This is a genomic window from Microbacterium phycohabitans, from assembly GCF_032464935.1.
Classification (GTDB): domain Bacteria; phylum Actinomycetota; class Actinomycetes; order Actinomycetales; family Microbacteriaceae; genus Microbacterium; species Microbacterium phycohabitans.
This window is the reverse complement of record NZ_JAWDIT010000003.1, coordinates 50,683-63,244: the sequence shown is the minus strand read 5'-3', so window position 1 is coordinate 63,244 and position 12,562 is coordinate 50,683. Positions and strand designations below refer to the sequence as shown.

Below are 12,562 nucleotides of genomic sequence, written 5' to 3'. Positions count from 1 at the left end.
CCTGGGCTTGCGAGAGACGGAACCGCCTCAGCCTACCGACAGCGCACGGCGCGCCCCTCGCCCGGCGGTGATCGTCCGTGCTCGCCGGGGTCTCCGCGTCGCGATGAGTCACCATTGCGCACCGCCCGCGGGGTTTGACACGGGCCGAGCGCCGCTGAAACGCTGGAGGGAGCGCGACGAAAGGGAACACCGTGAGCGACGACCGCACCCCCGCCCCGAACCAGCCCGAGCACGCGACGGGGGCCGACGCTTCCGCCCCCGACACGTCGGGATCGCCCTACGCGCCGCGCGACGAGGCGGCGGTGCTCGACGCCACCACGAGCGGGGCGTCGGATGCGACCAGCACCCCCGACGCTCCCGTCTCCGACGCGCCGCCCGCGTACGGCGCGCCCGCGCCGGTCGCTCCGGCGCCCTCCGACGGCGCTTCGGCGCCCTCGGCCTCCGACGCCGCACCCGCCTTCGGCGCGACGCCGTCCGGCCCTCCCGCGTACCCCGCTCCCGCCTCCGGCGAGCCCGCCACCCCGCCCTACGACACCACCGGCGCCTCGAGCTCCACCTACGGGGCCCCCGCCTACGGAGCTCCGGCCCCCGGCGCCGCCGCGTACGGCGCCCCGGCCTACGGCGGATCGGCGTACGGCGCCGCCTCGTACGGCTACGGCACCGCCCCGGCCCGCACGAACCCCCTCGCGATCGTCTCGCTCGTGGCATCCCTCGTGGGGATCTTCGTCATCCCCGTGATCGGGCAGATCGTGGGCATCGTCACCGGACACATCTCGCTCAAGCAAATCAAGACGTCGGGCGAGCGCGGGCGCGGAATGGGGCTCGCCGGCCTGCTGATCGGCTACATCAGCCTCGGACTCGCGGCACTGCTCATCGTCGGCTTCATCATCCTGGTCGCGGTCAGCGCCGGGGCGTCGGGCTCGCGCTACGGCGTCTGAGCCCTCCGCGGGCGCATCGCCACGCAGGGGTCGCAGCGACGCCTCTGCGTCGGCGGCAACGAACGCCCGAAACCGGGGGCGTCAACGGCAACGAACGCGCCGCGCGCAGGCGACGGAACCGGGGGTCGTCGACGCACCGAACACGCCGACCGCGAGCGACGGGGCGGGGCTGTCGGAACCGTCAGCCCGTCCCTGTCGCGCGAAGCACACGGCGCCGACGATTCCCGGTCCCGTCCCTCTTGTCATGACATCGAGAAGACCGTTCCCCGAACGCGCCGACCCCGGTCCGCACGGGCGTACCCTGAGACCACTGTGAAGACCAACCGCGCCGCCCAATCCGCGACGTCGCTCCCCAAGGCTCCCCGGGAGGACGCCGACAGCCGTTTCGCCAAGTACATGGTGATGATGGGGATCCGCATCGCGTGCTTCATCGCGATGGCGGTCGTCACGCCCTACGGCTGGTATACGTTCGTCTTCGCGGCGGGCGCCATCTTCCTCCCCTACCTCGCGGTCATCGTCGCCAACGTCGGTCAAGACGCGGCCGACACCACCGCGATCAGTCCCGAGCGTGCGATCGAAGCGCCGCGTCCCGCACCCGCGGCCGCCGCGGCCGCGCCCGACGGCCCCGTCGTCATCCGCATCGCCGAGACCCCGCGCCTCGACGCGCCCCGCGACGACCGCCCGTGAGCGAGGCCACCCCCCGTCACGCGCCCCGGGGCGACGTGCCCGTGAGTCGTACGCACCCGAGCGAAACCTCCGCGAGCGACGCCACCCCGAGCGGCGCACCCCGGGGCGACGCGCCCATGAGCGGCGCTCCCCTGGACGACGCATCAGCCGAGTGTTCCCGGGCCGGATGCCGCGACACCGCCGTCTGGGCGATCCGCTGGCGCAATCCGCGGATCCACACCGCCGATCGCCGCAAGACCTGGGTCGCGTGCGACGAGCACGTCGCCTATCTGCGCGAATTCCTGACGGCGCGCGACTTCCCCGTCGAGGTCGGTGCTCTCACGGGCGAATCGGTCTGAGCGTCCGTGCGACGTACCCTGGTTGACGTGGATGCACGACCCGGAGTGAGCGCGGCCCCCGAGCGCGGAGCGTCCGCATGAGCGCCCGCGAGATGCCCGCCCTGGGCCGCTGGGCGATGTACGTCGGCGTCGCGATCCTCTTCGCCGTCGCGTGCGCGTTCCTGTCGAACTGGCAGTTCTCCCGCAACGCCGAGCGCAGCGAGCAGCTGCAGCTCGTCGCCGACAACTACGACGCCCCGGCCGTCGCCCTGGGCGACCTCCTCGCCCCCGGCGCCGATCTCACCCCGTCCGACGAGTGGCGGCCCGTACGGCTGGAAGGGCAGTACCTCGCCGACGAGCAGCTCCTCGTGCGCAACCGCGCGCACGGTGGCTCGGCCGCCTACGAGCAGCTCGTCCCCTTCCGACTGACCGACGGACGCGTCTTCCTCGTCGACCGCGGCTGGCTCCCGCCCGGCAACCGTCAGGCCGACCCCGACGAGATCCCCGCCCCGCCCTCGGGAGACGTGGTCGTCGAGGTGCGATTGCGTCCCGGCGAGGCGGCGCCCACCTCGGGCCGTACGGCCGAGGCCGGGCAGGTGCCGACGATCAACCTCGGCCTCGTCGCCGCGCAGACGGGACCGCTCGAACAGGGTGCGTACGGACTGCTGATGTCGGAGACCCCCGCCCCGGCATCCGCTCCCTTCCCCATCGATCCGCCCAGCAACGACCCGGGGCCCTACCTGTCGTACGCGATCCAGTGGATCCTCTTCGCCATCATGGGCTTCGCCTTCATCACCTACGTGATCGTCAACGAGCGCAAGCTCCGCCGAGAAGAGGCCGACGACGACGACGAGTCCCCCCTCACCGCGGCCGCATCCGCGCCGTCCTCGGGCCAGCGCCGCCGGATCGATCCGGTGGCCCTCCACCGCTCGCGCAAGCGTCCGAAAGACCGCGACGCCGACGACGAGGACGCCCTGCTCGACGCACGCTGAACCGGAGCGGATGCCGAGCCCGGACGCGCGCTGAGGCGCCGTGAGGCGAACGGATGCCGCCGGTCACGGCATCCGGTCGGGGGCGATTACGCGAGCGTGATGAGGTCCGCGTAGTCGCGACCCCAGATGTCCTCGACGCCGTCGGGGAGGATCAGCACGCGCTCGGGGTTGAGCGCCTCGACGGCGCCCTCGTCGTGCGAGACGAGCACGACCGCGCCCTCGTAGTGCGCGAGCGCCCCCAGGATCTCCTCGCGCGAGGCGGGGTCGAGGTTGTTCGTCGGCTCGTCGAGCAGCAGCATGTTCGCCGACGACACCACGAGCGTCGCGAGCGACAGACGCGTCTTCTCGCCGCCCGACAGCACGCCCGCGGGCTTGAGCACGTCATCACCGACGAAGAGGAACGACCCGAGCACCTTGCGCGCCTCGGTCGCCGTGATGTGCGGGGCCGACGACATCATGTTCTCGAGCACCGAGCGGTTCACGTCGAGGTTCTCGTGCTCCTGCGCGTAGTAGCCGATCTTCAGGCCGTGCCCGGGCTCGAGCTGACCGGTGTCGGGCTGGTCGACGCCGGCGAGGATGCGCAGCAGCGTCGTCTTGCCCGCACCGTTCAGGCCCAGGATGACCACGCGCGAACCGCGGTCGATCGCGAGATCGACGTCGGTGAAGATCTCCAGCGATCCGTACGACTTCGACAGACCGGATGCCATGAGCGGGGTCTTGCCGCACGGTGCCGGCTTGGGGAAGCGGAGCTTGGCGACCCGCTCGTCCTGACGCACGTCGTCGAGGCCCGAGAGCATCTTCTCGGCGCGGGCGACCATCTGGTGCGCCGCCGCGGCCTTCGACGCCTTGGCACCGAAGCGCGCCGCCTGCAGCTGCAGAGCGGTCGCCTTCTTCTCGACGTTGGCGCGCTCCTTCTTGCGGCGCTCCTCGTCGGCGACCCGCTGACGCAGGTAGTTCTTCCAGTTCATGTTGTAGACGTCGATGACCTGGCGGTTGGCGTCGAGGTAGAACACGCGATTCACCGTCTCGCCCACCAGTTCCACGTCGTGCGAGATCACGATGAGCCCGCCCTTGTAGCCCTTGAGGAATTCGCGCAGCCACACCACGCTGTCGGCGTCGAGGTGGTTGGTCGGCTCGTCGAGGATCATCGTCTGCGCGTCCGAGAACAGGATGCGCGCGAGCTCGATACGGCGTCGCTGACCACCCGACAGGGTCTTCAGCGGCTGATCGAGGATCCGGTCGGGCAACGACAAGTTGTGGGCGATGGATGCCGCCTCGGCCTCCGCCGCGTATCCGCCCGCGGCTTCGAACTGCTCGGTGAGACGGGCGTACTTCTTCATCGCCTTGGCCGCGACCGCGGCATCGTCGTCGCCCATCGCCATCGACGCCTCGTGCATGCCGAGGGCGAGCGAGCCCAGGCCGCGCGCGTCCAGGATGCGGGTGCGCGCGAGCATCTCGGGGTCGCCCGAGCGCGGGTCCTGCGGCAGGTAGCCCAGCTCGCCCGAGCGGTCGACGCCGCCGTTCGAGGGCAGCAGGTCGCCGGCGAGCACCTTCGTCAGGGTGGTCTTCCCGGCGCCGTTGCGCCCGACGAGGCCGATCTTGTCGCCGTCGGAGACGCGGAACGCCACGTCGGACATGAGCACGCGGGCACCCACGCGGATCTCGAGGTCGTGCACGGCGAGCACAGCGAACGTCCGTTCAGTCGGGGATGGGGAACAGGCCGAGAAAGGCCAGCCACCCAGTATACGGCGCGCCCCTGCGAACCCGTCGACAGCCTCGTCCGCAGCGCGCATCCACCACTGCGGTGACGCACCGGACGCCCCGGGATGCCGACCCCGCGGCACGACGAACACCCCGGCTCCCGGGTGTCTCGGCGTCGAGACGATCCCCCGCCCGGGTGGCATCCGGGTTTGCGTTCTCACCCGGCGACTGACCTAAACTAAGCCTATCCTTACCTAACACGCAGGAGGCTCTTCGTGTCCCGATTCCGCGCTCTGGCGGCCCTCGCCGTCGGTTCCGCCCTCGTCCTGACCGGCTGCGCCGGCACCTCGGCCGCCCCCGGCGAGCAGGGAGCCGCGTCCGACGACACCGGCTTCCCCGTCACGATCGAGAACGTCTTCGGCGAGACCACCATCGACGCCAAACCCGAGCGCGTCGTCACCGTCGACTGGGGCAACCAGGACGTCGCCCTGGCTCTCGGCGTCGTGCCGGTAGCCATGCCGAAGGTCACCTACGGCGACGAGGACGGCGACGGACTCCTCCCCTGGACCAAGGACAAGCTGGCCGAGCTCGGCGCCGAGACGCCCGTGCTGATGGACGAGTCGAACGGCTACGACTACGAGGCCATCGCCGACGCCCAGCCCGACGTCATCCTGGCCGCCTACTCGGGCATGACGCAGGAGCAGTACGACACGCTGAGCAAGATCGCGCCGGTGGTCACCTACCAGGACGTCGCCTGGGGCACCACCTGGCAGCAGATGACGGTCCTCGACGGCACCGCCCTCGGCCTCAAGGACGAAGCGGACGCGCTCGTCGCCGAGAAGGAGGAGCACATCGCCGCCGAAGCGGCGAAGTACCCCGCCCTCGCGGACAAGAAGTCGCTGCTGACCTACTTCGACCCGACGAACCTGTCGACCCTCGGCTTCTACAGCACGCTCGACCCGCGCATGGGATACCTGCAGGAGCTCGGACTGGCCCCCTCCTCCTACGTGTCCGAGGAGTCGGCCGCGTCGGAGACCTTCTGGTTCACCCCCAGCACCGAGCAGATCGAGAAGTTCGCCGACGTCGACGTGATGGTCGCCTACGGCAGCGACGACATGATCGCCGCGATGCAGGCCGACCCCCTGCTGTCGAAGGTGCCCGCCGTGAAGAACGGCGCCATCGCCGTGGTCGAGGACAACTCGACCCTCTCGTCCGCGATCACGCCGACCCCCCTCAACATCGGCACCAGCTACGGCGACGACTACATCGCGCTGGTGGGCGCGGCCGCCGAGAAGGCCGCGTCCTGATGCACGCCTCCCGTCCGTCGGCGCGATGACCGCTCTCGCTCCGACTGTCACCGCCCCCGGCGACGCACGCCCGCGTCGCTGGGGGCGGCGACGCGTCGTCGGCGTCGTCGCTCTCGTCATCCTGCTGCTCATCGCCGTGATCCTGTCGGTCACCTTCGGCGCGCGCGACGTCACGGCCGCCGACGTCTGGGCCGGCCTGAACGGCTCCACCGACTCGGCCTCCAGCGCCGCGGTCGCCAAGCGCATCCCCCGGACCGTCCTCGCGATCCTCGTCGGAGCCGCGCTCGCCGTCGCGGGCACCGTGCTGCAGGGGGCCACGCGGAACCCGCTGGCCGACCCGCAGATCCTCGGGATCAACGGCGGTGCGGGACTCGCGATCGTCACGGGCATCGCCTTCTTCGGCCTCAGCTCGCCCTCGATGTACATCTGGACCGGGATGCTGGGGGCCGCGGGTGCTGCCGTGCTCGTCTACGCCATCGGTTCCCTCGGGCGGGGAGGGGCGACCCCCCTGCGCCTCGCCCTCGCCGGCGCCGTCACGGCGGTGGCCTTCAGCTCGCTGACGAGCGCGATCCTGCTCCCCCGCACCGAGGTGCTGAACGTCTTCCGGTTCTGGCAGATCGGGGGCGTCGGCGGGGCCACGTTCCCGACGATCCTGCAGGTGCTCCCCTTCCTCGGCGTGGGTCTGCTCGTCTGCCTCGCCAGCGCGTCGGCGTTGAACACCCTCGCCCTCGGCGACGAACTCGCCGCCGGCCTCGGCGCGCGCGTGCGCACCGCGCGCCTGATCGCGACCGGCGGCGCCGTCGTGCTCTGCGGTGCGGCCACCGCCGTCGCCGGTCCCATCGGTTTCGTGGGGCTCGTCGTGCCGCACATGCTCCGCCTCCTCGTCGGTGTCGACCACCGCTGGCTGCTGCCCGTCTCCGCCCTGGGCGGGGCCGTCCTGCTCACCCTGGCCGACGTCGTCGGACGCGTCGTCGCGCGCCCCGAGGAGATCGAGGTCGGCATCGTCACCGCGCTCATCGGTGCTCCGTTCTTCATCGCACTCGTGCGCCGACAGAGGATGAGGGCCCTGTGAGCACGTCCATCGCGCCTCTCGGCGCCCTTTCGAGCGCTGCGCCCGACACCCTGGCATCCGTCGTCGCGGGGCGTCGCCGTCGGCGGCGCCGGTGGCTCGTCGTCACGGGCGTGCTCGCCGCCCTCGTGCTGGTGTCGTTCGCCCTCAGCCTCATGCTCGGTCAGACCTTCTACTCCCCGGCGGATGTCTGGGGTGTCGTGACCGGTCGACGCGTGGCGGGAGCGTCGTTCACCGTCGGAGAGCTGCGCCTACCGCGCGCGATGACGGGACTTCTCACGGGCCTCTGCTTCGGCATGGGTGGGGTGGTCTTCCAGACCATGCTCCGCAACGCCCTCGCCAGTCCCGACGTCATCGGCATCAACACCGGAGCCAGCGCCGCCGCCGTCATCGGCATCGTCGTCCTCGGCCTGAGCGAGACGGCCGTGTCGTTCCTCGCGATGGCCGCAGCCCTCACCGTCGCACTCGTCATCTACCTCCTGGCCTACCGCGACGGCAGCTCGGGGGCGCGGCTCATCCTCGTCGGCATCGGCGTGGCCGCCATGTGCCAGGCCGTCGTGTCGTACGTGATCGCGCGCGCCGCACAGTACGACCTCCCCGCCGCCATGCGCTGGATCACCGGCAACCTGAACGACGCCACGTGGGACCGCGCCCTCCCCGTGCTCTTCGCGGTCGTCGTGCTCGGCCCGGTGCTGCTGGTCCTCTCGGGGCGCCTCGAGGTCCTCCGCATGGGCGACGACACCGCCTCGGCCATCGGCCTGCCCGTCGAGCGCAGCCGTCTGCTGCTGATCGTGGCGGCGGTCGGACTCCTCGCCTTCGGCACCGCCGCGGCGGGGCCCATCGCGTTCGTGTCGTTCCTGGCCGGCCCCATCGCCGTGCGTCTGCTGGGGCCGGTCGGCTCGCCCGTGCTGCCGGCCGGTCTCGTGGGCGCGCTGCTCGTGCTCGTCGCGGACTTCGCCGCCCAGTACGCCTTCGGCACACGCCTGCCCGTCGGTGTGATCACCGGCGTGCTGGGGGCGCCCTACCTCGTCTTCCTGCTCGTCCGCAGCAGCCGATCCGAAGGAACGTCGATATGACTCTCCCTGGACAGCCGACTCCTCCCCGCTCCCGTTTCGGAGGGATGACACGATGACCGTCGAACGCAGCCTGACCGCCGAAGGCGTCACCCTCGGCTACGGAGACCGCACGATCGTCGACTCGCTCGACCTCTCCCTCCCGCCCGGGAAGGTCACCGCCATCGTCGGCGCGAACGCGTGCGGGAAGTCGACGCTCCTCAAGGCCATGGCGCGTCTGCTCTCCCCCACCACCGGACAGGTGCTGCTGGATGGGAAGGCGATCCACCGGATGCCGACGAAGCAGGTCGCGCGCGTGCTGGGGCTGCTCCCCCAGTCGCCGGTCGCTCCCGACGGCATCGCGGTGTCCGACCTCGTCAGCCGCGGTCGCCACCCGCACCAGGGCGCGCTCTCGCGGTGGACGCGCGCCGACGACGACGCCGTGGCCCGCGCCCTCGACGCCACCGACACCGCCCACCTCGCCGACCGACACGTCGATCAGCTCAGCGGCGGCCAGCGTCAGCGGGTCTGGATCGCGATGGCCCTCGCCCAGGAGACCGACGTGCTGCTGCTCGACGAACCGACGACATTCCTCGACATCAGTCACCAGATCGACGTGCTCGACCTGCTCACCGACCTCAATCGCGAGCGCGGCACCACCGTCGCGATGGTGCTGCACGACCTCAACCTCGCCGCGCGGTACGCCGACCATCTCGTCGCGATGGCGCAGGGGCGCATCGTCGCGGCGGGCGACCCGACCGAGGTGCTCACCGAAGACACCGTGCAGGAGGTCTTCGGGCTGCGCAGCCGCGTCGTGCCCGACCCCCTCACAGGCCGCCCGATGATCGTGCCGATCGGGCGCCACCACACCCTGACCGAGACCGCGGCACCGTCGCGCTGAGGCCGGAGCACGACTCCCCCGCTCGCAGGAGAGTCCTCTGACGCCCTCGCTCCGGCGCGACCGGTCACGACAGCGCAGAAGGGCCCGGACGGCATCGCCGTCCGGGCCCTCTTCCGCTGGCAGCCCCTCGTCGGGGACGCCTCACACCGTGCGCTCGACCTGCCCGTCGCGCCAGTACCCCATGAACGCCACGCGCTTGCGGTCGACCCCGTGACCCTGCACGAGCAACCGCCGCAGCGTCTTGACCGTCTGCGACTCGCCCGCGATCCACGCGTAGAACTCCCCCTCGCCGTCGGCGGGACTGTCCCACAGCAGATCGACGTCGAGGTCGATGTCTTCGAGCTCCTGCGGGCGCGGTGCCGCGGCCCGCTCCAGCACCGCTCGGGATCCCGCCGCCCACGACTCGACCGCCTCGATCAAGGCTTCTCCGTGCGGGCGCTCATCGCGGGCGAGCCACGTGACCGGCAGGGCGCCGGGGCCGACCGGCAGCGCATCGTCGATCGTCGGCACCTCCACGAAGGCGTCGACGACGAAGCCGGGGCCGAGCCCCTCCAGGATCGCGCAGATCGCCGGGGCGGCCGTCTCGTCGCCCGCGAGCAGAAGCCGCTGGGCCGTACCGGGGTGGAAGTCGATCCCCTGGGCCGAATCCTCGCTGCGCGCGTCGGGACCCACCACCAGGATGCTGTCTCCCGCCGTCGCCGACTCCGCCCACGAACCCGCCGGGCCGGCGTCGTGGTGCAGCACGAAGTCGATGTCGAGCTCGAGCGCCTCGGGATCGATGCGCCGCACGGTATAGGTGCGGAACGGCATCCGCTCCTCGTCGGGGAGGTCGCGCCACCGCGTGTACCACTCGCCGTTGTCGATCGCCTCGGGGTCGTACTGTCCGATGTCGCACAGGCGACCGTCCGCCCCGGGGAGGACGATCTTCACCCGCTGGTCGCGCCGATCGGTGCCGAACACCTCGAAGTCCGGGCAGGTGAAGGTGATGCGGGCGAAGTGGGGCGACAGGCGGCGAGCGGCCGTCACCACGGCGACGTACGGGCGGTAGGCAGGGCGCGTGGCTGTCTTCACTCGATAAGGATATCCTTACCTATCTTCGGATGCCAGGCGAGCGGCGCTCGAATCCTCGCCCGTGGACGATCGGCGTCCTCCTCCGTCCGGGACCGATACCGGGACCGATACCGGAGCGCCCTCGGGATGCCGTGCTCTCGGCGGTGTCACGCCGGCGGAACGAGCGCGGCGATGCGCTCGATCGCCTCGCGCAGCACCTCCGGTGCGCACCCCACGTTGATGCGCACGTGCCCGATGCCCTCCGTGCCGAACAGCGGACCGTGGTGGAGCGCGACCTTCGCCTCTCGCCGGATGAAGGGCGCGGGATTGTCGCCCCAGCCGTACGCCGACACATCGACCCAGGCGAGGAAACCGGCATCCGGGATCCGATACCGCGCGAGCGGCAGGTGCTCGGCGAGCAGGTCGGCCAGCAGTCGCCGGTTCTCGTCGAGAGCCGCCAGCAGCCCGTCGAGCCACGCATCGCTCTCCGCCGCGAACGCGGCCCGGTTGGCGATGACGCCGAACAGGCCCGCGCGCCATTCGACCTCCCACGGCAGCGCGCGCACGACCTGGGCGGTCTCCTCCGACCCGGTGACGATGACCGCGCACTTGAGCCCGGCGAGGTTGTACGTCTTGCTCGCACTCGTCACCGCGTAGCCGACCGCCGCCGCCTCCGGCGCGGCATCCAGGAACGGGGTGAACACGGCCGGCGCGTGCGTGAGCGGCGCGTGGATCTCGTCGCTCACGACGCTCGCGCCGTACCGAGCCGCCAGGCGCGCGAGCGCCGCCAGGCTGTCCCGCGCGTGCACGGTTCCGGTGGGATTGTGCGGGTTGCACAGCAGCACCGCGCGCGCACCGGATGCCAGAGCCTTCTCGATCCCGTCGAGGTCGAGGCTCCAGCGCTCACCGTCGTCGAGGAGAGGCACACGTTCGACGACGGCCCCCGCCTCCTCGACAGTGTCGTAAAACGGCGGGTACACCGGGGGCGTCACCACGACGCGATCACCGGGTGAGGTCACCGCGCGGAGCACCTCGACGACCCCCATCATCACGTCGCCCGTCCACCGCACGCGCGCCGGATCGATCTCCCACGCCCACCGCCGATCGGCGTAGGCGGCGAAATCGAGGTCGATCCCCGGCCGGGGCGGGGTGTACCCCGTGTCGCCGATCTCGACCGCGCGATGAAGGGCCGTGGTGATCGCGGGGGCGAGGGGGAAGTCGGTCTCCGCGACGAACATGGGGATGACGTCGTCGCCGTACGAGCGCCATTTCGTGCTGGAGCGCTGGCGAAGGAGGTCCAGGGGCAGGGCCTGCAGGGGGGTGACGCTCATCCCGAAAGCCTAGATCGACCCCCGGATGCCGGGGAATCGGCTGTCAGACGGGGAAACACGAACGCCCACCCCCGCGGGGGTGGGCGTTCGGAAAGCCGGATCAGATCGCGAACCCGAGGGCGCGCATCATGTCGCGGCCGTCGTCGGTGATCCGCTCGGGACCCCACGGCGGCATCCACACCCAGTTGATGCGGAAGCGGTCCACGACGTTGTCGAGAGCCTGTGCGGTCTGCTCTTCGAGCACGTCGGTCAGCGGGCAGCCGGCCGAGGTGAGGGTCATGTGGATGACGAGCGCGTCGTTCTCGTCGTCCCACGCGAGGTCGTAGATGAGGCCGAGGTCGACGACGTTGATCCCCAGTTCGGGGTCCATGACGTCTTTCAGGGCCTCGGTGACCTCGTCGTACTTCTCGGGAGCGAGCGTTGCGGTCATGTAACGATCCTACGCGTCGATCGGGGTACCGGCTTCGAGGAAGCGGTCGTAGCCCTCTTCCTCGAGTCGGTCGGCGAGCTCGGGCCCACCCTCTTCGACGATGCGTCCCTTGACGACGACGTGCACGTAGTCGGGGCGGATGTAGCGCAGGATGCGGGTGTAGTGCGTGATGAGCAGCACACCGAGATCGGTCTGCTCCTTCGCGCGGTTCACACCCTCCGAGACGATCTTCAACGCGTCGACGTCGAGGCCGGAGTCGGTCTCGTCGAGCACGGCGATCTTCGGCTTGAGCAGCTCGAGCTGGAGGATCTCGTGGCGCTTCTTCTCGCCGCCCGAGAAGCCCTCGTTGACGTTGCGCGCGGCGAACTTCGCGTCCATGCGCAGGTTCTCCATGGCGCCCTTGACGTCCTTGGTCCAGCTGCGGATCGCCGGCGCCTCGCCGTCGATGGCCGTCTTGGCCGTGCGCAGGAAGTTCGTGACCGTGACGCCCGGGATCTCGACCGGGTACTGCATCGCGAGGAAGAGTCCCGCGCGGGCGCGCTCGTCGACGCTCATCTCGAGCACGTCCTCACCGTCGAGGGTGATGGAGCCGCTCGTCACGGTGTACTTGGGGTGGCCGGCGATCGTGTACGCCAGGGTCGACTTGCCGGAGCCGTTGGGGCCCATGATGGCGTGGGTCTCACCGGTGCGCATCGTCAGCGTCACGCCGTTGAGGATCGGGGTCGTACCGTTCTCCGTCTCGACCGTCACGTGGAGGTCGCGGATCTCGAGGACAGACATGGGGTTC

The 12,562-nt window shown here is 70.9% G+C and carries 13 protein-coding genes; 8 read left to right on the top strand and 5 right to left on the bottom strand.

Annotated features, from left to right (window positions below; all coding sequences use genetic code 11):
* Positions 1-191 precede the first annotated feature (191 nt).
* From RWH44_RS08895 to RWH44_RS08880, 4 genes are all read left to right on the top strand, one after another.
* Entirely contained in the window at positions 192-938 is a 747-nt protein-coding gene (locus tag RWH44_RS08895; RefSeq protein WP_316004314.1) for a DUF4190 domain-containing protein, read from the top strand.
* A 312-nt stretch (positions 939-1,250) separates the two neighbouring features.
* Positions 1,251-1,625: a DUF3099 domain-containing protein gene (locus RWH44_RS08890; protein ID WP_316004313.1), complete on the top strand. Its 375-nt coding sequence runs from the start codon at positions 1,251-1,253 to the stop codon at positions 1,623-1,625.
* 116 nt (positions 1,626-1,741) lie between these two features.
* The gene (locus tag RWH44_RS08885) at positions 1,742-1,963 is read left to right on the top strand and encodes a hypothetical protein (protein WP_316004312.1); all 222 of its coding nucleotides are present in this window, start codon (positions 1,742-1,744) and stop codon (positions 1,961-1,963) included.
* A 77-nt stretch (positions 1,964-2,040) separates the two neighbouring features.
* Positions 2,041-2,934: an SURF1 family cytochrome oxidase biogenesis protein gene (locus RWH44_RS08880; RefSeq protein WP_316004311.1), complete on the top strand. Its 894-nt coding sequence runs from the start codon at positions 2,041-2,043 to the stop codon at positions 2,932-2,934.
* Positions 2,935-3,020: 86 nt separating this feature from the next.
* Here RWH44_RS08880 and RWH44_RS08875 read toward each other — a convergent pair whose 3' ends face one another.
* Positions 3,021-4,619: an ABC-F family ATP-binding cassette domain-containing protein gene (locus RWH44_RS08875; RefSeq protein ID WP_136585782.1), complete on the bottom strand. Its 1,599-nt coding sequence runs from the start codon at positions 4,617-4,619 to the stop codon at positions 3,021-3,023.
* 291 nt (positions 4,620-4,910) lie between these two features.
* On the opposite strand from RWH44_RS08875, the gene RWH44_RS08870 reads away from it, so the two are divergent.
* Genes RWH44_RS08870 through RWH44_RS08855 form a run of 4 tightly spaced genes read left to right on the top strand, consistent with a single transcriptional unit; the run spans position 4,911 to position 8,964 of the window.
* On the top strand, positions 4,911-5,942 hold the full coding sequence (locus tag RWH44_RS08870) for an iron-siderophore ABC transporter substrate-binding protein (RefSeq protein WP_316004310.1): 1,032 nt from the start codon (positions 4,911-4,913) through the stop codon (positions 5,940-5,942).
* 25 nt (positions 5,943-5,967) lie between these two features.
* Positions 5,968-7,014, top strand: a complete 1,047-nt coding sequence (locus RWH44_RS08865; RefSeq protein WP_316004309.1) for a FecCD family ABC transporter permease — start codon at positions 5,968-5,970, stop codon at positions 7,012-7,014.
* The gene (locus RWH44_RS08860; protein WP_316004308.1) at positions 7,011-8,087 is read left to right on the top strand and encodes a FecCD family ABC transporter permease; all 1,077 of its coding nucleotides are present in this window, start codon (positions 7,011-7,013) and stop codon (positions 8,085-8,087) included. Before RWH44_RS08865 ends, RWH44_RS08860 begins: the two co-directional genes overlap by 4 nt.
* Before the next feature lie 52 nt (positions 8,088-8,139).
* Entirely contained in the window at positions 8,140-8,964 is an 825-nt protein-coding gene (locus RWH44_RS08855) for an ABC transporter ATP-binding protein (protein WP_316004307.1), read from the top strand.
* 141 nt (positions 8,965-9,105) lie between these two features.
* On the opposite strand, the gene RWH44_RS08850 is transcribed toward RWH44_RS08855, so the two are convergent.
* The 4 genes from RWH44_RS08850 to sufC form a co-directional block, all read right to left on the bottom strand.
* A complete protein-coding gene (locus RWH44_RS08850; protein WP_316004306.1) occupies positions 9,106-10,035 on the bottom strand; it encodes a siderophore-interacting protein in 930 nt (309 codons plus the stop codon).
* A gap of 146 nt (positions 10,036-10,181) precedes the next feature.
* Positions 10,182-11,345: a MalY/PatB family protein gene (locus RWH44_RS08845; RefSeq protein WP_316004305.1), complete on the bottom strand. Its 1,164-nt coding sequence runs from the start codon at positions 11,343-11,345 to the stop codon at positions 10,182-10,184.
* A 100-nt stretch (positions 11,346-11,445) separates the two neighbouring features.
* Positions 11,446-11,775: a metal-sulfur cluster assembly factor gene (locus tag RWH44_RS08840; RefSeq protein WP_013586729.1), complete on the bottom strand. Its 330-nt coding sequence runs from the start codon at positions 11,773-11,775 to the stop codon at positions 11,446-11,448.
* Between the two features lie 9 nt (positions 11,776-11,784).
* Positions 11,785-12,555 carry a Fe-S cluster assembly ATPase SufC gene (gene sufC, locus RWH44_RS08835; RefSeq protein ID WP_298873053.1) on the bottom strand — a complete coding sequence of 257 codons (771 nt, stop codon included), beginning with the start codon at positions 12,553-12,555 and terminating at the stop codon, positions 11,785-11,787.
* Positions 12,556-12,562 lie beyond the last annotated feature (7 nt).

Bases quoted from the DNA above. Each gene is read 5' to 3' on its own strand.
- RWH44_RS08885 (WP_316004312.1), top strand. From the start codon at position 1,742: ATGAGCGGCGCTCCCCTGGACGACGCATCAGCCGAGTGTTCCCGGGCC.
- RWH44_RS08880 (WP_316004311.1), top strand. From the start codon at position 2,041: ATGAGCGCCCGCGAGATGCCCGCCCTGGGCCGCTGGGCGATGTACGTC.
- RWH44_RS08865 (WP_316004309.1), top strand. From the start codon at position 5,968: ATGACCGCTCTCGCTCCGACTGTCACCGCCCCCGGCGACGCACGCCCG.
- RWH44_RS08855 (WP_316004307.1), top strand. From the start codon at position 8,140: ATGACCGTCGAACGCAGCCTGACCGCCGAAGGCGTCACCCTCGGCTAC.
- RWH44_RS08845 (WP_316004305.1), bottom strand. From the start codon at position 11,345: ATGAGCGTCACCCCCCTGCAGGCCCTGCCCCTGGACCTCCTTCGCCAG.
- RWH44_RS08840 (WP_013586729.1), bottom strand. From the start codon at position 11,775: ATGACCGCAACGCTCGCTCCCGAGAAGTACGACGAGGTCACCGAGGCC.
- sufC (WP_298873053.1), bottom strand. From the start codon at position 12,555: ATGTCTGTCCTCGAGATCCGCGACCTCCACGTGACGGTCGAGACGGAG.